This is a genomic window from Halanaerobium saccharolyticum subsp. saccharolyticum DSM 6643 (genome assembly GCF_000350165.1).
In the GTDB taxonomy this organism is placed as follows: Bacteria; Bacillota; Halanaerobiia; order Halanaerobiales; family Halanaerobiaceae; genus Halanaerobium; species Halanaerobium saccharolyticum.
On record NZ_CAUI01000005.1, the window covers coordinates 236150 to 256176 of the forward strand.

Annotated in this window: 16 protein-coding genes; all 16 read left to right on the forward strand. The window is 32.5% G+C overall.

The window, feature by feature from the left end:
* Nucleotides 1-134 precede the first annotated feature (134 nt).
* The 16 genes from carA to HSACCH_RS01655 all read left to right on the forward strand — a co-directional run bounded on the left by carA (nt 135) and on the right by HSACCH_RS01655 (nt 19969).
* Nucleotides 135-1223: a glutamine-hydrolyzing carbamoyl-phosphate synthase small subunit gene (carA, locus tag HSACCH_RS01580; RefSeq protein ID WP_005487326.1), complete on the forward strand. Its 1089-nt coding sequence runs from the start codon at nt 135-137 to the stop codon at nt 1221-1223.
* Nucleotides 1216-4431, forward strand: a complete 3216-nt coding sequence (carB, locus tag HSACCH_RS01585) for a carbamoyl-phosphate synthase large subunit (RefSeq protein WP_005487327.1) — start codon at nt 1216-1218, stop codon at nt 4429-4431. Before carA ends, carB begins: the two co-directional genes overlap by 8 nt.
* Before the next feature lie 199 nt (nt 4432-4630).
* Nucleotides 4631-6880 (forward strand): cellulose biosynthesis cyclic di-GMP-binding regulatory protein BcsB, encoded by a 2250-nt coding sequence (locus HSACCH_RS01590; protein ID WP_005487328.1) that lies wholly within the window; start codon nt 4631-4633, stop codon nt 6878-6880.
* The gene (locus tag HSACCH_RS01595; RefSeq protein ID WP_005487330.1) at nt 6880-8748 is read left to right on the forward strand and encodes a glycosyltransferase family 2 protein; all 1869 of its coding nucleotides are present in this window, start codon (nt 6880-6882) and stop codon (nt 8746-8748) included. Before HSACCH_RS01590 ends, HSACCH_RS01595 begins: the two co-directional genes overlap by 1 nt.
* Nucleotides 8741-9439, forward strand: coding sequence for a hypothetical protein (locus tag HSACCH_RS01600; RefSeq protein ID WP_005487332.1), 699 nt, complete (start codon nt 8741-8743; stop codon nt 9437-9439). Before HSACCH_RS01595 ends, HSACCH_RS01600 begins: the two co-directional genes overlap by 8 nt.
* A gap of 66 nt (nt 9440-9505) precedes the next feature.
* The gene (locus HSACCH_RS01605) at nt 9506-10594 is read left to right on the forward strand and encodes a mannose-1-phosphate guanylyltransferase (RefSeq protein ID WP_005487333.1); all 1089 of its coding nucleotides are present in this window, start codon (nt 9506-9508) and stop codon (nt 10592-10594) included.
* Nucleotides 10595-10788: 194 nt separating this feature from the next.
* Nucleotides 10789-11328, forward strand: coding sequence for a bifunctional pyr operon transcriptional regulator/uracil phosphoribosyltransferase PyrR (pyrR, locus tag HSACCH_RS01610; RefSeq protein ID WP_040476980.1), 540 nt, complete (start codon nt 10789-10791; stop codon nt 11326-11328).
* A gap of 249 nt (nt 11329-11577) precedes the next feature.
* Entirely contained in the window at nt 11578-12876 is a 1299-nt protein-coding gene (locus HSACCH_RS01615) for a uracil-xanthine permease family protein (RefSeq protein WP_005487336.1), read from the forward strand.
* A 23-nt stretch (nt 12877-12899) separates the two neighbouring features.
* Nucleotides 12900-13841 (forward strand): aspartate carbamoyltransferase catalytic subunit, encoded by a 942-nt coding sequence (locus tag HSACCH_RS01620; RefSeq protein WP_005487337.1) that lies wholly within the window; start codon nt 12900-12902, stop codon nt 13839-13841.
* A complete protein-coding gene (locus tag HSACCH_RS01625) occupies nt 13825-15123 on the forward strand; it encodes a dihydroorotase (RefSeq protein WP_005487338.1) in 1299 nt (432 codons plus the stop codon). The genes HSACCH_RS01620 and HSACCH_RS01625 overlap by 17 nt, the downstream gene beginning before the upstream one ends.
* Nucleotides 15107-16015 (forward strand): orotidine-5'-phosphate decarboxylase, encoded by a 909-nt coding sequence (gene pyrF / locus HSACCH_RS01630; RefSeq protein ID WP_005487339.1) that lies wholly within the window; start codon nt 15107-15109, stop codon nt 16013-16015. Before HSACCH_RS01625 ends, pyrF begins: the two co-directional genes overlap by 17 nt.
* 82 nt (nt 16016-16097) lie before the next feature.
* Nucleotides 16098-16877: a dihydroorotate dehydrogenase electron transfer subunit gene (locus tag HSACCH_RS01635; RefSeq protein WP_005487341.1), complete on the forward strand. Its 780-nt coding sequence runs from the start codon at nt 16098-16100 to the stop codon at nt 16875-16877.
* A 1-nt stretch (nt 16878) separates the two neighbouring features.
* Complete coding sequence (locus tag HSACCH_RS01640) at nt 16879-17850, forward strand: dihydroorotate dehydrogenase (protein WP_005487343.1); 972 nt, start codon at nt 16879-16881, stop codon at nt 17848-17850.
* Nucleotides 17851-17936: 86 nt separating this feature from the next.
* Nucleotides 17937-18509: an orotate phosphoribosyltransferase gene (gene pyrE, locus HSACCH_RS01645; protein WP_005487344.1), complete on the forward strand. Its 573-nt coding sequence runs from the start codon at nt 17937-17939 to the stop codon at nt 18507-18509.
* Nucleotides 18510-18596: 87 nt separating this feature from the next.
* The gene (gene gloA / locus HSACCH_RS01650; RefSeq protein WP_005487345.1) at nt 18597-18980 is read left to right on the forward strand and encodes a lactoylglutathione lyase; all 384 of its coding nucleotides are present in this window, start codon (nt 18597-18599) and stop codon (nt 18978-18980) included.
* Nucleotides 18981-19210: 230 nt separating this feature from the next.
* On the forward strand, nt 19211-19969 hold the full coding sequence (locus HSACCH_RS01655) for a PHP domain-containing protein (protein ID WP_005487346.1): 759 nt from the start codon (nt 19211-19213) through the stop codon (nt 19967-19969).
* Nucleotides 19970-20027: the final 58 nt, after the last annotated feature.

Below are 20027 nucleotides of genomic sequence, written 5' to 3' on the forward strand. Positions count from 1 at the left end.
TATTTTTATAATAAAACTTTAGTAATTTACTTAACTAATTATTTAAAGTAAAAAATTAATTTTTTGAAATAACAATAATATTTTTTAAAAATAATCAGTTTTGATTTAATGAAAGAAAAATTGGAGGTAGTTAAATGAAAAAAGCAAAACTTGTTCTAGAAGAAGGGAGTATTTTTGAAGGAGAAATTTTCGGATCTGTAAAAGAAAGTGCTGGCGAAATTGTATTTAACACAAGTATGACAGGATATCAGGAAATTTTAACAGATCCTTCCTATAAGGGAGAAATTGTTTGCATGACTTACCCTTTAATAGGAAATTACGGGATTAATGAAGATGACTTTGAATCTATTAAACCTCATGTCAATGGCTTCATTGTCAAAGAATTTGCTGAAGAGCCAGAAAACTGGCGTCTACAAAAAAAACTTGAAAAATATTTAAAAGAAAATGGAATTACAGCAATTAGCGGCATAGATACTAGGGCTCTTACGAAAATATTGAGACGACAGGGAACAATGCGTGGAATTATAACTACTAAAAATTTATCTGAACATGATTTGATAGCAAAAGCTCAAAATGCACCTGGACTTTCAGGTAGAGATTTAGTCTCACTTGTGACTAGAAAAAATATAAAAAAATATGGAAAAGAAAAAAAATATAGAGTAGTATTAGTCGATTGTGGAGCAAAAAATAATATTAAGGATTCACTACTCGAGCGTGACTGTGAAGTAATAATGGTCCCAGCCAATACTTCGGCACAGGATATTTTAAGTTTTGAACCTGATGGAGTCATGTTTTCTAATGGGCCGGGTGATCCGGAAGCTGCAGATTATGTTGCTGATACAATCGAAAAACTTTTAGGGGAAGTTGTAATTTTTGGGATTTGTCTTGGACATCAGCTTTTGGGCCGAGCCTGTGGAGCAGAAACTTATAAACTTAAATTTGGTCATCGAGGTGCGAATCATCCTGTTAAGGACTTAAGTACAAACCGAGTTTATATTACTTCTCAGAATCATGGTTTTGCAATTAAGGAAGATTCTCTGGCTGAGCTGGATTTAGAATTAACCCACATTAATGTTAATGATAAAACAGTTGAAGGTTTTAAACATAAAAAACATTCGGCCTTTTCTGTTCAGTATCATCCAGAAGCTTCACCAGGACCTGAAGACTCACACTATTTATTTGATCAATTTATAGAGATGTTTAAAGGAGGAAAAGATGCCTAAAAGAGAAGATATCAAAAAAGTTATGGTTATTGGCTCAGGGCCAATTATTATTGGTCAGGCAGCTGAATTTGATTATTCGGGCAGCCAGGCCTGTCGGGCTCTAAAAGAAGAAGGTTTAGAAGTAGTATTAGTCAACAGTAATCCAGCTACAATAATGACAGATGAGAATATGGCTGATCGAGTGTATATTGAACCTCTAACTGTTGACAGTATAATAGAGATTTTAAAAAAGGAAAACCCAGATGGGTTAATCCCTACTTTAGGAGGGCAAATTGCTTTAAATTTGGCTATTGATTTAGCAGAAACAAATATTTTAGAAGAATTAAATGTAGAACTTTTAGGAACTCCAATTGATACAATAGAGAAAGCGGAAGATAGAAATACTTTTAAAGAGTTAATGAATGAGATTGGAGAACCAATTTTAGATAGCAAAATTGCAGAGAATATTGATGAGGCAGCAGAAATTGCAGCTGAAATTGGTTACCCGGTAATTGTTCGTCCTGCTTATACAATGGGAGGAACCGGCGGTGGTGTTGCTGATAATTTAGAAGAACTAAAAGAAATTACTGCCCGTGGTTTTAAACACAGTCTGATTGGCCAGGTTCTAATAGAAAGAAGTATTAAAGGTTGGAAAGAAATAGAGTATGAGGTAATGCGTGATGCTAATGATAATTGTATAGTCGTCTGCAACATGGAAAACTTTGATCCGGTGGGAGTCCATACTGGAGATAGTATTGTTGTAGCTCCCAGCCAGACTTTGACAGATAAAGAATACCAAATGTTTAGAAGTTCAGCCTTAAAAATAATTAGAGCTTTAGGAATAGAGGGAGGCTGCAATGTACAGTATGCTCTGGATCCTGAAAGTTTTCAGTATTACATTATAGAAGTAAATCCCCGGGTCAGCCGCTCCAGTGCTCTGGCTTCAAAGGCAACAGGGTATCCAATTGCTAAAGTTTCAGCTAGAATTGCCTTAGGTTACAGTCTGGATGAAATAGAAAATGCAATCACCGGTAAAACCACTGCCTGTTTTGAGCCAGCTTTAGATTATGTTGTTTTCAAAATTCCACGCTGGCCCTTTGACAAATTTCATTATGCTGATCGTGATCTTGGAACTCAGATGAAGGCTACCGGAGAAGTAATGGCAATCGAAAGAAATTTAGAGGCTTCAATGCTTAAAGCTGTCCGCTCGTTGGAAATCGGACGTTACGGATTTTATTTAGAGGAATTTAGAAAGCTGAATGATCAAGAAATTGAAGCTGCTTTATTTGCGGCAGATGATAATAGATTATTTGTAATCGCAGAAGCACTGCGCCGGGACTGGACAGTTGAAAAAATCCATCAGATTACTGAGATTAGCACCTTCTTTTTGTACAAAATGAAAAATATAATTGATCTGGAAAACTCTTTAGCTGCAGAAAAAGATAAAATTAATGAAAATCAGGAACTGCTGCTTAAGGCTAAAGAAAAAGGTTTTTCTGATTCGGAGATTGCTCTTTTAACTGAAAGAACTGAAGCAGAAATAAAAACTATCAGAGATCAGATGCAGTTAAAACCAGTATTTAAAATGGTTGATACCTGTGCAGCAGAATTTGAAGCAGAAACTCCATATTATTATTCTTCTTATGAGAAAGTAAATGAAGCTGAGCCAACAGCAAAAAAGAAAGTAATGGTTATTGGTTCAGGCCCAATTAGAATTGGGCAGGGGATTGAATTTGACTACTGTAGTGTCCACTCTGCCTGGACCTTAAATGAAGAAGGATATGAGTCGATTATAGTTAATAATAATCCAGAAACTGTAAGTACTGATTTTGATACATCAGATAGGTTATATTTTGAACCACTAACCAAAGAAGATATTATGCATATCATTGAAAATGAAAAACCTGAAGGTGTAATCTGCCAATTTGGAGGTCAAACAGCAGTTAATCTGGCTGAGCCGTTAGCAGAAGCAGGTGTTGAAATTCTCGGGACATCAGTTGATTCGATTGATCTAGCAGAAGATCGAGATCGATTTATAGGACTTTTAAATGAACTTGATATTCCAGTACCGGCTGGAAAAGTTGCAGCTTCCCTTAAGGAAGCAGAAAAAATTGCTGCTGAGATTGGATATCCAGTATTAGTTAGGCCATCTTATGTACTTGGAGGTCGGGCAATGGAAGTGGTATATAATGAGCAGGAATTAGAAGAGTATATGCACAATGCAGTTAAGGTTTCACCAGATAGACCGGTACTTGTTGATAAATATTTAACTGGAACTGAAATTGAAATTGATGCAATTTCTGATGGAGAAACAGTTATTGTTCCAGGAATTATGGAACATGTGGAAAGAGCGGGGGTTCATTCTGGAGACAGTATAGCAGTTTATCCTCCACATCGTCTAACAAAAAAGTTAAAAGAAAAAGCGGTTAAATATACTGAAAAAATTTCACGCGCTTTAAATATTAAAGGTGTAGTAAATATTCAATATGTAGTTAGTGAGGGTAAAATCTATGTAATTGAGGTTAATCCTCGTTCTAGTCGGACAATTCCCTACCTCAGCAAAGTAACTGGAGTACCAATGGTTGATCTGGCTACAAAGGCTTTACTGGGCCGCAAATTGAAAGATTTAGGCTGGGAAAGCGGAATGGTTCCCGAAAAAAATCATGTAGCAGTTAAGGTGCCGGTCTTTTCCTTTTCAAAATTAACTCAAGTAGATACCAATTTGGGGCCGGAGATGAAATCAACTGGTGAAGTGCTGGGGCTTGCTGAAAGCTACGAAAAAGCACTTTATAAAGGCTTAATTGGAGCTGGACTTGAAATCCCGAGAGCTGGAACAATATTGGCTACGATTGCTGATAAAGATAAAGAGGAAGCGATCGAGTATATTAAAGATTTTGCAGAACTTGGATTCAAAATTGCTGCAACTGAAGGTACAGCAGCTGCTTTAAAAAAGAAAGGTTTGGAAGTAGATATTGTCAAAAAATTAGGCGAAGGATCACCTGATTCAATAGAGATGATTTCTGATGATCAGATTGATTTAGTAATCAATACTTTAACTAGGGGAAAGGTACCTGAAAGAGATGGTTTTAGAATTCGAAGATCTGCTGTAGAGATGGGAATCCCATGTTTAACTTCACTTGATACAACTCATGCAATGCTCAAAGTTTTAGAAGAAATCGAACATGGAGAAAAAATAGAGTATAAAGCCTTACAAGATTATCAAAAATAAGAATCTTTTATGAAGACCACTGTTAATGTAACAATTAATGGTGGTCTTTTTATTTTAAATAAAATAAAGGATAAATTAATTTTTTGAAGAAATTAATAACAAATAACTATTGAATAAAGAACTAAAATTTAAAAATATTGTAAATAATAAAGAAGTTATTTTTAGCAATAAATAAATATATAAATTGGAGGGAAAACAAATGATGAAGGGAAAATTTTTTACAGTTACTTTAACTATCTTTTTGATTACTCTTGTAATTTTAGGTGGATTATATACAGAGGCCGATGCTCAAGTTTATGAAGATTATATTGATCAAAGAAATGAACTTCAAAATTACAAAGCATTAGTTTATCAAATAAATAATGCTCAAAAGAATATAGTTCTGCATTTTTTAAATGGGGAAAGATCTACATTTAATTTTAATGAAGATCTAATTATCTTTGAGGATAAAGAGGAGATTGATCTAGCTGAACTAAATGTAGGGGATGCTCTTATTGCAAGTATTGATCCTGATCAAAAAATCAAATTTTTAGAAAAAATAGATTATAGCTTAGAAAACATAAAAGATCTTTCAGATTTAGGTTATGGAAACGATATAACTATTTATGGAACAAATATTAATCAGGATATATTTTTTCCATTTAGTGAAAATATGGATAAAGAACAGATGCAATTTGATTTGAATCTTGAATATTCAAGGTTCATTGAACCTGATTCAAAAATTGTTATAAAATTGGAAGACGAAGAAATATATCTTAACACTATATCGGAGTTAAATAAAGATATGGTTTCAGAGGGGATATATAGCTCAAAAATATCACTTAATTTAAGTCGTTATATTAATAATGGTGACTTAAATGATAAGGTTATAAAGATATCTATTTTGGCAGATCTAAAGACCAGATTAAATAGATGTGAAGAAGTAAATTCTGATGTATTCTTTTTTAGAATTAAAAATAATTCTAAGCTAAGAAGTCGAAATAAAGCTTTTTTCAATTATAATATAGCTGACTTTTTAAACTATAAATTTAATAAGGTGAATATACACCTGCCGGAAGAATTAAGTTCTGAAATTGCTGAATCATATCTCAAACTAAATCTTTTTCTGGATAGAAATTTTGCAAAACTAGAGAAAAATTTATTTTTTGACAGTGATTATAAGGCTGATGAGATTATAAGCAGAGATTTTAAGACAGCAAATATATTTATTAAAGAAGGTAATCAAATAGAACTCGATAAAAATTTCAATTTAAGTTTAGGTAGTCAAGCTGCAGATAGTTTTATCAGTAGGGTGAGAACTCTATACCTAAATGACGAAATGAAAGTTATTGATTTTAATGAAGATGAAAAAAAGCTAAGGCAGCTATCTTTATCTGAATTAGGTTATAATTCTCTTGTTTTTAATGGGATTGGGGAAATTGAAAGAAATATTTCATTTAGCTCTGCAGATCTGGGATCTAATCCTGAGGAACTTGAATTCTATATAAATAGTGAATACACAGCGCCTATAAATAACCAGAGTACTGATAAAGATAACAGTTATTTAAAAATATATTTTAATGGTCAGCTGATTAGAGCACATCAACTTGATTACAGTGGTCGTATAGATAATCTTCATTTAGATTTACCACTTTATCTTTTTGAGCAGGAAAATAATCTAAAATTAGTTTATTCATATTATCCATTAGGCAGGGACTGTGCAGCTGATGGACAGGATTTTGAAGCGGTAATATCTCCAAATAGTTATTTGAATATCAAAGGAGAAAAAGTTGATGATGTAATTACCTTTAATAATCTTCTTAATAATTTTTATGGAAATGGGAGAATAATGCTCGATGTTGATAACAAAGAATTAAGTTTAAAATATGCAGCTAAAGTCATTTCCTCTTACAGGAAATTGGATTCGCGGTCTCTTAATTTAAATGTTGATTTTGTAAATAATGATTATGAATTTAAAATAGGGGATTCTTTCCGCTGGGCAATTGCTGTATTACCTGCTTATCAAGATTACAGTATCCAAAATTTAGTCAAAATCAATGAGGGAGAAGTTAATCTTCAACAGGATTCTAACGAATTTGTTTTTGAAGGAAAATCTCCAAATAAATCAGCAGCCTGGCAGCTCGATAAAATAGATGCTAAGCCATTTTCTCTGATTACTACTTCTGATCTTAGTCAAGAATCCTTAGTTGCACTTGAACTTTTGAGTGAAAAGATTAGTAATGTTGATTATTATAGAAATTTAAATGGAACATTACTCCTTTCTAGTGGAGGTCGTTTAACAGATTTTGCAGCTGATGATTATGAAACAATTAAAGCAGATCAAAGAAATTTTTTAGTTAATATTTATAAGAACTATAAAGTTCAGCTATTTATTTCATTTATCATATTAATTATCATTTTGGCTTATCTTGCCTATCTTAAGCTTGCTCAAAAACCGGAGGAAAAATAATGGAAGAAAATAAAGAAAAACGTTTGGGAGAGGTGCTCTTAGATGAAGGATTGATAACTGAGCAAGAGCTTCAAAAAGCTCTTGCTATTCAAACAGATTCCGGTGGTAAACTCGGAGAAATATTAATTTCCGAAGAATTTATAAGAGCCATAGACTTTTATAGAGTTTTATCAGAAAAACTAGAAATGGAATTTGTTTCCGATAACTTTGAATTTTATAAAGAGATGATAGATGAAAAACTTGTTCGACTTTTTGAAAAAGAGACCCTTATGCAGAACTTATTTTTTCCGCTTGCTGTTGATAATAATAACTTAATTGTAATAGTGCTAAGACAGGATGATGAGAAAGTTGATCAGTTAATTGAAGAAAAGACTGGTTTTGTTGATTTTAAAAAAATAATTGCGACTAAAAGAGATATTCAAAATTTGGTGGAAAAAACATTTAAAAAAGAGATGATTCGTGAGTCAATTTCAGAAATGTACAGCAGACATCCAGAAGAATCTGCAGCTAGAGTTTTTACCATTCCTCAAATTGTGTTTTTTGCACTGCTTTCCATTTTAAGTATTTTTGGAGCTATATATTATCCTTATCAGACAGCAGTGTCTTTTTTCTATATAATAAATTTTTTATTTCTTGCTTCAATTTTGTTTAAGTTTTTGCTAAGCATAGTTGGTTCCTACTATGAAAAACATGAGTTTATTTCTCAGGCGGAAATTTCTGATATTGATGAAAAAGACCTCCCGATTTATAGTGTGCTGGTGCCAGTTTATAAAGAACCAGAAGTTATAAAAAAACTGATTAATAACCTAAAAGATTTGGATTATCCCAAAAGCAAACTAGAAGTACTTTTTCTATTTGAAGAAAATGATCTAGAAACAATTAATAAGGCTAAAAGTGTTCAGACACCTGATAACTGGAGTTTTATATATATTCCTGATTCTCAGCCTAAAACTAAGCCAAAAGCACTTAATTACGGAGTTAAAGAAGCAAGAGGAAAATATGTTACAATTTATGATGCAGAAGATAAGCCAGAATCTGATCAGTTAAAAAAAGCTGCTGCTGCATTTAATAAGTCAGATGAAAATATTATCTGTTTTCAGTCAGCGCTTAACTATTTTAATAGAAATGAAAATTTATTGACAAAGTTATTCACTCTTGAATATTCTTATTGGTTTGATTATATGCTGCCTGGATTAAATGCTCTAAAACTGCCCATTCCGTTAGGAGGCACTTCAAACCATTTTAGGATCGATAAGCTCCGTGAGCTTGGCAATTGGGATCCTTTTAATGTAACAGAAGATGCTGATTTGGGGATTAGGGCAAATGCGAGAGGATATAGAGTCGGTATCCTGAATTCTACAACTTATGAAGAAGCAAATAAAGAATTGGGTAATTGGATTAATCAGAGATCGCGCTGGTTAAAAGGTTATCTAATGACTTTTTTGGTGCATAACAGGCATCCAATTAAATTTATAAAAAAAGTTGGTTTTAAAGGCTGGCTGACTCTGCAGTTGTTTATTGGAGGAAGTGTAATAACTCAACTTGCTGCTCCATTTTTTTGGGTTTTATTTATAGGCTGGCTTCTTGATTATTTTAGTTTTTTAACACTTTTTTATGACTCCTTTTTAATAAAAATGTCTTTAGTTAATTTGCTTTTTGGTAATTTTTTAATTATTTATCTGGCATCTATTGCAGTTTTTAAAAGAAATTATCATGAGCTTATTTTATATGTAATTTTAAATCCATTTTATTATTTTATGCAGTCTGTAGCTGCCTGGAAAGCTTTTTTTCAACTTTTTTCTAATCCGTTTTATTGGGAAAAGACTCAGCATGGATTGACTTCAAGAGAGGTGTCAGAAGATGATTAGCTTATTTTTGTTTCCACTTAGCAGCTATTATCTGGCAAAATATTTAAAAGATAGGGAAGTTAGCTATCTTTTTATTGGAAGTTTAATTACGGCCTTATTTTATATTCTTGAACCTGTAATGATTTTTTTGCTGCCTTTTTATGCTTCTGTATTCTATTTTTCTTGTAATGAATATTGTTCTAAAAAAAGATTATCACAGTTATTTGTATTTGTTTTCCCAACGGCAGCCGCCGCATTTTCTCTAAGCTATATCAGCTGGATTTACGGAAGGGGCTTTAGATTTATATATTTAAAAGATAATCTTTTTGGAACAGCAGTTGAGTACAGCGGCGTTGATCTTGTTTTTTCGTTTTTAACAGACTTCTCAGTTGATATTTTATTTTATTTGCTTATATATATATTTATGCTGGTTTGGATAATTTACAAAAAGGGGTTTTCTAAACCTTTTATTTATATTTATTTGATGCCTATCTTTTTGTATGAAGTAAAACACATGCTTGAAAATTATAATCCTGGGCCAATTTTTTTCAGCCTTTACGTATTTTTTGGTTTGTTTTATTTTTGGCTTTTCAAAACTGAAATAAATAAACTTACTAATTTTGTTTTTTATCTTCTTTTATTTTTCAATTCTTCTTATTTGATTTATAATATTTACCCATCTTTATTTTTTATAATTGAATATATCAGTTAGTTTTGTATTTAAGCACAACATAAATATTAATTCCAGGTGGTGATTTAAATTAAAATAGCACTTATAATGGCAGGTGGTAGTGGGTCCCGTTTTTGGCCTTTGAGCCGAAAAGACAAACCAAAACAATTTTTGAAAATTAATAGTGATAAAAAAACTCTTTTAGAACAAACAGTAGAACGAATTAATACTATAATACCTAAAGAACAAATATTTATTGCAACAAATAAGTCTTATGAAAAAGCAGTCAAAGAAAAGATCTGTTGTTTACCAGAGAAAAATATAATATTAGAAGAAGTTAGTAAAAATACTGCTCCTGCGATTACAATGGCATTTTTAAAGATTAAAAATATTTATCCTGACTCAACAATCTTTATTTTACCTTCAGATCATTTAATAAAAAAAGAAGATAATTTTACAAATCTTTTACTAAAAGGTGCAGAAATTGTAGAGGAAAAAAATATTATATTGACTATTGGCATTAAACCAGAACACCCAGAAACTGGCTATGGATATATCAAATCAGAAAAAAAAGGATTGTTATCTAATAATCATCAATATTATCAAGTTAAAGAATTTAAAGAAAAGCCAGATTTTAAAACTGCAGAGAAATATTTAGAAGCAGGTAATTATTACTGGAATAGTGGTATTTATATAGTTGATTCTCAAAAACTATTAAATGAAATCGAAAAAAGAGAACCTTCATTATATAATGACTGCAAAAAAATTATGGAGATAAGTGATTATAAAAATTTGTCCGAGATTAAAGATCAAAATATAAAAATGAAAATAGAAAAGATCTATAATAATTTAGAAAAAATTTCAATAGAATATTCAGTAATTGAGAAATTAAAAGAAATATATATGTTAAAAGCTGATTTTATCTGGGATGATTTAGGAAGTTGGACTTCTTTGGAAAGAGTAAAAGAAAAAAATGAAAATAATAATATTATTGTGGGTGAACATCTGGGGATAGACACGAATGATTCAATAATTTATAGCTGCAGCTGTAATAAAATTGTAACTACGGTTGGTGTTAAAAATTTGATAATCGTTAATACTGAAGATGCAGTTTTAATATGTGATAAAGAAAAGGCTCAAGATATTAAAGAACTTAGAAAATTAATAGAAAATGAAAAATTAGACAAATATCTTTAAAATAACCTTGACTTCAATTATTAGTTCTGATAAAATTTAATCAAATAAGATAATTGTTCTTTAAATTAGTCCAGAGAGGCTAGTAAGGGAAAATATAAATTTTAGCAACCTTCTTACTATGCCGTGAGAAGGTTATTTTTTTGTCAACAAAATATTCTCCCGACGAAGGAGGTAATTTTTTGGATAAATCAGAGATGAAGATCAAAAAAGAATTGATTGATTCAGCAGCAATGAGTCGAGCAATCACCAGAATTGCTCATGAAATCTTAGAAAAAAATAAAGGAACTGATGATTTAGTTTTAATTGGTATCAGAACTAGAGGCGTACCACTTGCCGAAAGATTGGCAGCTAAGATTGAAGAAATTGAGGGAATTAAACTACAAACAGGTATTTTAGATATTACACTTTATCGTGATGATCTTTCAACTGTAGCTCAACAGCCAATTGTCCATCGGACTGAAATCCCTTTTGATATTACAGGGAAGAAGGTCGTGCTGGTTGATGATGTTCTATACACTGGAAGAACTGTCAGAGCAGCACTTGATGCTTTGATAGATCTCGGACGGCCTTTACAGATTCAGCTGGCGATTATGATTGATCGAGGTCACCGTGAACTGCCGATTAGAGCTGATTTTGTTGGTAAAAACCTGCCGACTTCTAAAAAAGAAGTTGTAGATGTTAATCTAAGAGAAATTGACGAAAAAGATGCAGTTTTACTGCTGGAAAAAAGTTAAGATGAAAATAATTTAATAGTGTCTCCTTTAAATTGGTCCAGAGAGGCCGGTAAGGAATTAACTCAGCAGAATTTCATCACTTTCAAAGTGAATGGAAAATGCTTAAAGAATTTAACTCCTTATCAGTCAAGCTGGTAGGGAGTTTTTTTAATGTCTATTTTTTAATTTTTAATTTAATTTTTAATCAGTTTTTAAGAGGGAATCTGACAAAAGTTTTTCAATAACTTTATAACACCCAGGAGGTATAAAATGAAAATTTTAAATCAAAGTAAAGAAAATTTAGCTCAACTTAAAGAAGATGGAATTACAAGACACCGATTATTTATTCTAGCCCTGCAGCATATGTTTGCTATGTTTGGCTCAACAGTACTGGTACCGGCGCTGACAGGTCTAAACCCTGCGGTTGCACTTTTTACATCTGGACTTGGAACCTTGATTTTCCATTTAATTACAGGTGGTAAAGTTCCAGCATATTTAGGGTCTTCTTTTGCGTTTATTGCGCCTATTATAGCAGCACAAAATCAGTTTGGCCGAGATGGAGCCATGCTCGGGATTATAACTGTAGGTCTTGTTTATGCGCTGATGTCATTAGTGATTCGACTGCTGGGCACAGAATTCTTCAGAAAATTATTACCGCCAGTAGTAGTAGGACCAGTTATTATAACAATTGGACTTGGGCTTGCACCAACAGCTAAAGATATGGCTTCAGAACATTTATTAGTGGCATTTGTTACTCTTGCAATTGCTGTTGGAGTCAGCGTCTTTGCTAAAGGAATTATCAAAGTAATTCCAATTTTACTCGGAATTATCGGTGGCTACACTTTTGCTGCCTTTTTAGGACTTGTAGATTTCACCCCGGTGATGGAAGCCTCCTGGTTTTCTCTACCAAAATTTGCTTTACCAACAGTAAGTGGTAATTTAAGAGCGATTTCACTTGTAGCTCCAATTGCCTTAGTAACAATGGTTGAGCACTTAGGTGATGTTGTTGCAATCAGTTCAACTGTAAAAAAAGACTTTATAGAAGAGCCAGGTTTACATAGAACCCTACTTGGTGACGGAATTGCAACCTTAGTTGCTGGACTTTTCGGTGGACCTCCTAACACAACTTATGGTGAAAATGTAGGGGTTTTAGCCTTAACCAAAGTATATAACCCAATGATTATTCAGCTGACAGCAGTAATAGTAATCTTAAGTTCTTTTATTCAAAAAGTTGGAGTTTTAATTCAGACTATCCCCACTGCAGTAATGGGCGGAATTGTTTTCTTACTCTTTGGTATGATAGCTTCAATCGGACTCAGAACTTTAGTTGAAAATGAAGTAGATCTTTCTAAAAATAGAAATTTAGTCATAGTTTCAGTAACTCTGGTAGTTGGAATTTCCAATCTGACTTTAAATTTTGCTGGACTTGAATTTGGTGGCATGGGACTGGCAGCTATAGTTGGAATAATAATGAACTTAATCTTACCTGCAATGGAAAAAGAAGATAAACAAATAGAAAAAGAAGAAGAACTAAAAATAAAGTCAGAATTAAGGTATGAAGCAAACTAAAAAACCAGGTAGGAGGTCAGTAAATGAGTTTGAAAAGAAAAGATTTTTTAGGTCTTTATAATGCATCTAAAGAGGAAATTAATGAAATCCTGGATACTGCAGTAGCAATGAAGGATATTTTAACTAGAACAGTCAAAAAAGTTCCGACACTGCGTGGGAAAACAGTAATAAATTTATTTTATGAGCCTTCAACAAGAACTAAGTTTTCTTTTAATCTAGCAGCAAAAAGACTGAGTGCAGATGTAATGAGTATTTCAAAATCTTCTAGCAGCATTGCTAAGGGAGAAAGCCTGCTTGATACAGCAAAAACAATGGAAGTTATGGGAGCTGATGTAGTAGTTATTAGACACAGTGCACCTGGAGCAGCTAAATTTTTGGCAAAAAACATTTCCGCAAGTGTGCTTAACGCAGGTGATGGTGCCCATGCTCACCCAACTCAGGCTCTTTTAGATATTTACAGTATTAAAGAAAGACTTGGGGAAATTGCTGGGCTTAAAGTTTTGATTGTAGGAGATATTGCTCACAGTCGAGTGGCTCGCTCAAATATCTGGGGTTTAAATAAATTAGGAGCTGAAGTTTCAGTTGCAGGCCCCCAGACTTTAATCCCCAGGGAAATAGAAAAAATGGGAGTTAAAGTTTATTCTGATTTGGATCAGGCTTTAGAAAATGTAGATGTTGTTAATATTTTAAGAATCCAAATGGAAAGACAGGAAAGTGGACTTTTTCCTTCAATTAGAGAATACAGAGAAATTTACGGAATGAATGCAGAACGCTTACAGATGATAGGCGAAAAAGCAGTGATAATGCATCCAGGTCCAATGAACAGAGGTATAGAAATTGAAAGTTCAGTTGCAGATAGCTCACAGTCAGTAATTACAGAACAGGTTAAAAATGGAGTGGCAATTAGAATGGCACTACTATACTTACTGGCCGGGAGGGAGATAGATAATGAAAAGCTTAATTAAAAATGGTAGAGTTTATGATTCTAAAAATGGACTTGATGGAAAATATGATATTTTAATTGAAGCTGATAAAATCATTAAAATAAAAAAAGAAATTGAAAATAAAGATTATCAAGTTATAGATGCTGAAGGTGAAATTATTATTCCTGCCTTAATTGATATGCATACTCATCTTAGAGAGCCCGGCTATGAAGAAAAAGAAACTGTTAAAACAGGATCTGAAGCTGCGGCTGCTGGTGGTTTTTCTGCAGTAGCAGCAATGCCCAATACAAATCCAATTGCTGATAATCCTGCAGTAGTTGAACACTTAAAACATAAAGCTGAAAAGGCAGTTGTTCGGGTTTATCCGATTGGAAGCATTACTCAAGCAAGTAAGGGAGAAGTCTTATCAGAAATTGGGACGCTGGCTAAAAATGGAGTTAAAGCCTTATCTGATGATGGAAACCCGGTAATGAATTCTGAAATTATGAGGAGGGCAATGGAATATGCATCAGCCTTTAATTTACCGATAATCGACCACTGTGAAGATAAAAATCTTTCTCAGGATGGAGTAATGCACGAAGGATATTATTCAACAATTTTTGGGCTTAAAGGGATTCCGGCAGCGGCTGAAGAAATAATGGTAGCAAGAGATATAGTTTTAGCAGAAATGACAGGAATTCATCTCCATATTGCTCACCTTAGTACTGAAGGTAGTCTAAATCTAGTAAAAGAAGCAAAAGCTAGAGGAGTAAATATTACTTTCGAAGTAACCCCTCATCACTTATTGTTAACTGATCAAATAGTTGGAGATTATAATCCTGATACCAAAGTTCATCCTCCCCTTCGTTCCCAAAGAGATAAAGATGTTTTAGTAAAAGCACTTCAAGCCGGTGAAATAGATGTACTGGCAACAGATCATGCTCCTCATACTTTTGAAGATAAACTGGGAGAATTTGATTATGCCGCTTTTGGGATTTCTGGTTTAGAAACTGCACTTGCACTTATATATAATAATTTTATTAAAAAAGGAATAATTGATTGGAATGATTTACTTAGAATGTATTATTATAAGCCAGGAGAAATAATGGATATTGAATCAGAAGGATTAAAAGAAGGAGCAAGAGCAGATATTCTTATTTTTAATCCTGAACGGGAATGGAAGGTAGACAAAAATAAATTTAAATCAAAAGGAAAAAACACTCCTTTTAATGGAAAAGAATTATGTGGTAAAAATGAAATGACTTTTGTAGGAGCTAAATTAGTTTATGATGACCGAGGAGGCAAAAATGAAATACTTTATTGATCAGCTACAGCAGAAAATTGAGGAAAAAAATTCTAGAATCTGTGTAGGTTTAGACCCACATCTTGAGCTTTTGCCAGAAAATGTTTTGGCACCTGAGCTTTTAAATGATCTGGAATCAAACCAAAAAGAAATTGCAGCTTCAGTTTTGAAATTTAATCAGAATTTAATTGATGCAATTTCTGATATGACAGCAGTTGTAAAGCCACAGATGGCATTTTACGAAAAGCTTGGTGTTCCAGGAATGGATTGTCTCTGGCAGACAATGTCATATGCTAAAAGTAAGAAGCTGCTTATTTTATTAGATGGAAAGAGGAACGATATTGGTTCAACTGCTAAAGCATATGCTGAATCTTATTTAGAACAGAAAAATATTGCAGCAGACTCGATTACAATTAACCCTTATTTAGGAAAAGATGGTGTATTACCCTTTTTAGAAAATAAAGAGAAAGGGGCATTTGCCTTACTTAGAACCTCAAATCCATCTGCAGTTGATCTGCAGGATCTAAAATTAGATGATGGTCGGAAAGTTTATCAAGCAGTTGGAGCTTTTCTTCAGGAAGTAGGTAGTAATTACATTGGTGAATGTGGATATTCAAATTTGGCAGCGGTAGTTGGAGCAACTTATCCAAAAGAATTAAAAGAAATCAGAGCCCAGCTTAAATCAGTGTTTTTCTTGATTCCTGGTTTTGGAGCTCAGGGTGGAGGAGCAGCAGATATAAAAGCTGGTTTTGATAAGAATGGTAGAGGAGCAGTTGTTAATTCATCGCGAGGGATTAATTTCGCCTATAGAAAAGAAGAATATAATAACTTTGGGGCAGAAAACTATGCCAAAGCAGCAAGAGCTGCAGCAGAAAAAATGAAAAATGAAATCAATGATGTTTTAAATCAGTAAATAAATTGACCGGAACTCGACGCAAAATAATCTTCTTGAAGTGGTTAATAATATAATATTTAAAGATAAAAAGGAGAATTTTATGTTTAAAATAATTAAGAATAAAAAAGTGGGACCTAATATTTTTCATTTAGTTTTAAATTATGCTCAACTTCCTGAGAGTCCAGAGCCTGGACAATTTTTTAATATCAAGGTAAGTCATAGAGGTAGTGATGATCCACTTTTAAGAAGGCCATTTAGTATTTTTGATTTTAATGCTGCTGATAAAGAAATTGAATTTGTTTATAAAGTAGTTGGAAAAGGAACAAAAATACTGTCTGAATTTGAAACTGGAACAGAACTTGATATCTTAGGCCCACTTGGAAACCCATTTTCATTAAATGAAAATGGAGAAGATATCCATCTTATTGGTGGAGGAATGGGAATTGCACCACTTTTTTATCTGGCTAAAAAATTAAAAAAAAGAAATAAAAAAATAAATATATATATTGGTGCGGCTAATAAAGCAGAATTGAATTTTTTTGAAAATAAATTTAATGAATTAAAGGCAAATTTATATCTTGCTTCAATGGAAGAAAAATTAACAATAAAAGGAACTGCTCTCGATTTATGGCTGGATAAATTACAGCATAATCCTGATTTTATCTACAGCTGTGGTCCGGAAAAAATGCTGACTGCAGTTGAAAAAAAAGCGCTAAAGAAAAATATTGTGGGTGAAATTTCCATAGAAAAAAGAATGGGTTGTGGAATCGGAGTTTGTTTATCATGTAGTTGTGAAACAACTGATAAAAATCAAAAAAATAAACGGGCATGTGTAGAAGGACCAGTATTTGAAATCGGGGAGGTGGTTCTAGGTGGATAAAATGGCAAATAATAAAATAACAATAACAAAAATTAATTTAGAAAAAAAAGATTTAAACTTAAGGATGACAATGAAGTCAAAAAATAATGAAGACTTAAAACTAAAAAACCCTTTAGTGACTGCTTCCGGAACCTGTGGTAATGGTAAAGAATTGGCTAATTTTTTTGATATAAATCAACTTGGAGCATTTACCACAAAAGGAATAACAGTAAAGGCACAAAACGGTAATGAAACCCCCAGAATTGCAGAAACATCTGCTGGGATAATAAATTCGATAGGCTTAGAAAATCCAGGTGTAGATAATTTTATATCTGATATACTTCCGGAAACTAAAACTTATACACTTCCTATTTTAGCAAACATTTCTGGCTATTCTCAGCAGGACTTTATCATTTTAGCAGAAAAGCTCGAAGGCAGATCGGAACTTGCCGGAATTGAAGTCAATTTATCCTGTCCTAACATTAAAGGTGGAGGAATGATCTTTGGTACAGACCCAGAAAAAGTTTATGAAATCACAAAAAAAGTTAGAGAAATATATTCGGGCTACATAATAGTTAAATTGACTCCTAATATTACTGATATAACAGAGACTGCTCTGGCCGCGGAAGAGGCAGGCGCAGATTCAGTGGCAATGATTAACACTTTATCAGCTATGAAAATTGATATTGACCAGCAAAAGCCGATGCTTGCAAACACTTATGGAGGTTTATCAGGGCCAGCAGTGCGACCGGTAGCAGTAAAAATGGTTTATCAGTGCTATAAGAAGCTGAATATCCCAATTTTAGGTTTGGGGGGAGTCCGCAGCGGCAGTGATGTGATTGAATTTATACTTGCTGGAGCAACTGCAGTTGGGATTGGAACGATCAATATGATTGATCCTAAAGCAGGGCTAAGAATAATTGCTGAGATCAAAGAATATATGTTGAGACATCAGATTAAAGATTTAAATTCAATTATTGGAGCAGCTCATTAGCTTTTAAAAAAACTTATGTTTTAAGAAATTATATTAATCTAATAAATTTAAATTATTTTTAAAATTAAAAAACAGGAGTGAATTAAATGAATAAAAAAGAGATAAGAGAACTTTTAGTAGAAACTAATGTAATACAGGAAGGTCACTTTGTTTTAAGTTCAGGCCGCCATGCAGATATTTATATGCAGTGTGCCAAGGTTCTACAGCATCCCAAACATGCTTCAACTCTAGCAGTTGAGATTGCAAAAAAGTGGGAAGATCAGGAAATAGATGTAGTAATAGGACCAGCTCTAGGTGGAGTAGTATTATCTTATGCAGTTGCTGAAGAATTAGGTGTTCGTTCAATTTTCAGTGAACGCAAAAATGGTGAAATGAAAATCCGAAGAGGTTTTGAGTTGAAGCCGGGAGAAAAAGTATTAGTTGTTGAGGATGTTGTAACAACGGGTGGTTCTGTTAAAGAAGTACTAGCAGTTTTAGAAGAACTTGATGTAGAAATAGTAGGATTAAGTTCAATAGTTGACCGCAGTAATGGTAAAGTTGAATTCAATTATGATTTCAAAGCACTGCTGCCGGTAGATATTAAGTCTTATAAGGCAGGTAAATGTAAATTATGTAAAGAAGGAGTAGAAATTACCCGTCCCGGTAGTAAAGAAAAGTAAATTTTAATTTCATTTGCATTTTAATTCATAAATCTTTATAATTATAATCAGAATTAAAATAATAATATAAAGGAGTAGTGATTATACATGCAAAATTATGATTTTGTTCACTCTTGTATTCGAGTGATGGATTTAGAAAAATCAATCGATTTTTATCAAGATGCATTAAATTTAAAGGAAAGCAGACGTAAAGATTTTCCTGAAGCTGAATTCACTCTGGTTTATTTAACCGATCAAAATGAAGATTTTGAGTTGGAGCTAACTTATAACTATGATCGAGAGGAACCATATACAATTGGTAATGGTTACAGCCATATTGCAGTTAAAGTAGATGATTTAGAAAAATCTTATCAGCGTCACAAAGAAGCTGGTTACAAGGTCGGAGATTTAAAAAGTTTAAGTGAAAATTCTTCTGGGTATTATTTCATTACAGATCCAGACGGTTATCGAACCGAAGTTATAGCAAGATAAAAGGGTACCGGTCACTTGTAAAAAATTGGAATTATAAACCAAAATAATAATCCTCAGAAAGCTCAACTTCTGGCGCAGAGCCAATAGTTGAGCTTTTGTATTTTAAGCCAAAAATTAAAGTTTACTTCTATTTGGTCTAAAAGAAATTTTACATATATTTAATAATCTATTAATACTGTCTTGACATATACCATTTATAATAATAATTAAATAAGAAAGGGAGTGTTAAAATGGAAAAAATAGAAATAGAAACAGACTTGCACACACATACTGTTGCAAGTAGTCATGGCTATTCTACAATTGATGAAATGGCAAGAGGAGCGTTCAAAAAAGGTATAAAATTAATTGTATTGACAGATCATGGGCCCAAAATGCTTGGTGGATCAGATATTTATTATTTTAGCAATTTATCTATTGTACCTGATATGTTGCATGGTGTTAGAATTATTAAAGGTGTAGAGGCTAATATACTGGATGGTGGGAAATTAGATCTGTCAGATGAAATACTTAATTGTTTAGATTTTGTGGCAGCTGGTATTCACAGTTTGACTGGACATAATTTAAAAAATAAAGAGGATTATACAAATGCTATCATTAAAGTCATGGAAAATCCATATCTTGATATGATTACTCATCCTATACAAAAAAAATATCCAATTGATTTAGAAAAAGTTGCTAAAGCTGCAGCCGAAAATAATGTTATTTTAGAGTTGAATTCTAGTTCTTATAATCCTAAAAAAGGTTATATAAGGGGAATTAAAAAAGATTCAATAAAACTATTAGAATTATCAAATCAGTATAAATTTAAGCTTGCTATTAATAGTGATGCTCATTTTTATAGTGAAATTGGAGATTTTTCTAACTTAGATTTTATTTTTAATAATAATAATTTTAATAGAGAACTTATAGTCAATCGCAGTATAGATAGTATAACAAGCTATCTAAAAGGAAGAAATAAAGAGATTTCTAGACTGAAAAAAATTATTTAATATTTATAGTTTGTTATCTATAATCTAGATAATAATATACAGTAATTTTTAAAATATT

Excerpts from the sequence above, each read along its gene's own strand:
- HSACCH_RS01635 (WP_005487341.1), top strand. The coding sequence starts at position 16,098 with ATGTTTAAAATAATTAAGAATAAAAAAGTGGGACCTAATATTTTTCAT.
- HSACCH_RS01625 (WP_005487338.1), top strand. The coding sequence starts at position 13,825 with ATGAAAAGCTTAATTAAAAATGGTAGAGTTTATGATTCTAAAAATGGA.
- HSACCH_RS01590 (WP_005487328.1), top strand. The coding sequence starts at position 4,631 with ATGATGAAGGGAAAATTTTTTACAGTTACTTTAACTATCTTTTTGATT.
- HSACCH_RS01595 (WP_005487330.1), top strand. The coding sequence starts at position 6,880 with ATGGAAGAAAATAAAGAAAAACGTTTGGGAGAGGTGCTCTTAGATGAA.
- pyrE (WP_005487344.1), top strand. The coding sequence starts at position 17,937 with ATGAATAAAAAAGAGATAAGAGAACTTTTAGTAGAAACTAATGTAATA.
- gloA (WP_005487345.1), top strand. The coding sequence starts at position 18,597 with ATGCAAAATTATGATTTTGTTCACTCTTGTATTCGAGTGATGGATTTA.
- pyrR (WP_040476980.1), top strand. The coding sequence starts at position 10,789 with ATGAAGATCAAAAAAGAATTGATTGATTCAGCAGCAATGAGTCGAGCA.
- HSACCH_RS01620 (WP_005487337.1), top strand. The coding sequence starts at position 12,900 with ATGAGTTTGAAAAGAAAAGATTTTTTAGGTCTTTATAATGCATCTAAA.
- HSACCH_RS01600 (WP_005487332.1), top strand. The coding sequence starts at position 8,741 with ATGATTAGCTTATTTTTGTTTCCACTTAGCAGCTATTATCTGGCAAAA.
- carA (WP_005487326.1), top strand. The coding sequence starts at position 135 with ATGAAAAAAGCAAAACTTGTTCTAGAAGAAGGGAGTATTTTTGAAGGA.
- HSACCH_RS01640 (WP_005487343.1), top strand. The coding sequence starts at position 16,879 with ATGGCAAATAATAAAATAACAATAACAAAAATTAATTTAGAAAAAAAA.
- pyrF (WP_005487339.1), top strand. The coding sequence starts at position 15,107 with ATGAAATACTTTATTGATCAGCTACAGCAGAAAATTGAGGAAAAAAAT.
- HSACCH_RS01605 (WP_005487333.1), top strand. The coding sequence starts at position 9,506 with ATGGCAGGTGGTAGTGGGTCCCGTTTTTGGCCTTTGAGCCGAAAAGAC.
- HSACCH_RS01655 (WP_005487346.1), top strand. The coding sequence starts at position 19,211 with ATGGAAAAAATAGAAATAGAAACAGACTTGCACACACATACTGTTGCA.
- HSACCH_RS01615 (WP_005487336.1), top strand. The coding sequence starts at position 11,578 with ATGAAAATTTTAAATCAAAGTAAAGAAAATTTAGCTCAACTTAAAGAA.
- carB (WP_005487327.1), top strand. The coding sequence starts at position 1,216 with ATGCCTAAAAGAGAAGATATCAAAAAAGTTATGGTTATTGGCTCAGGG.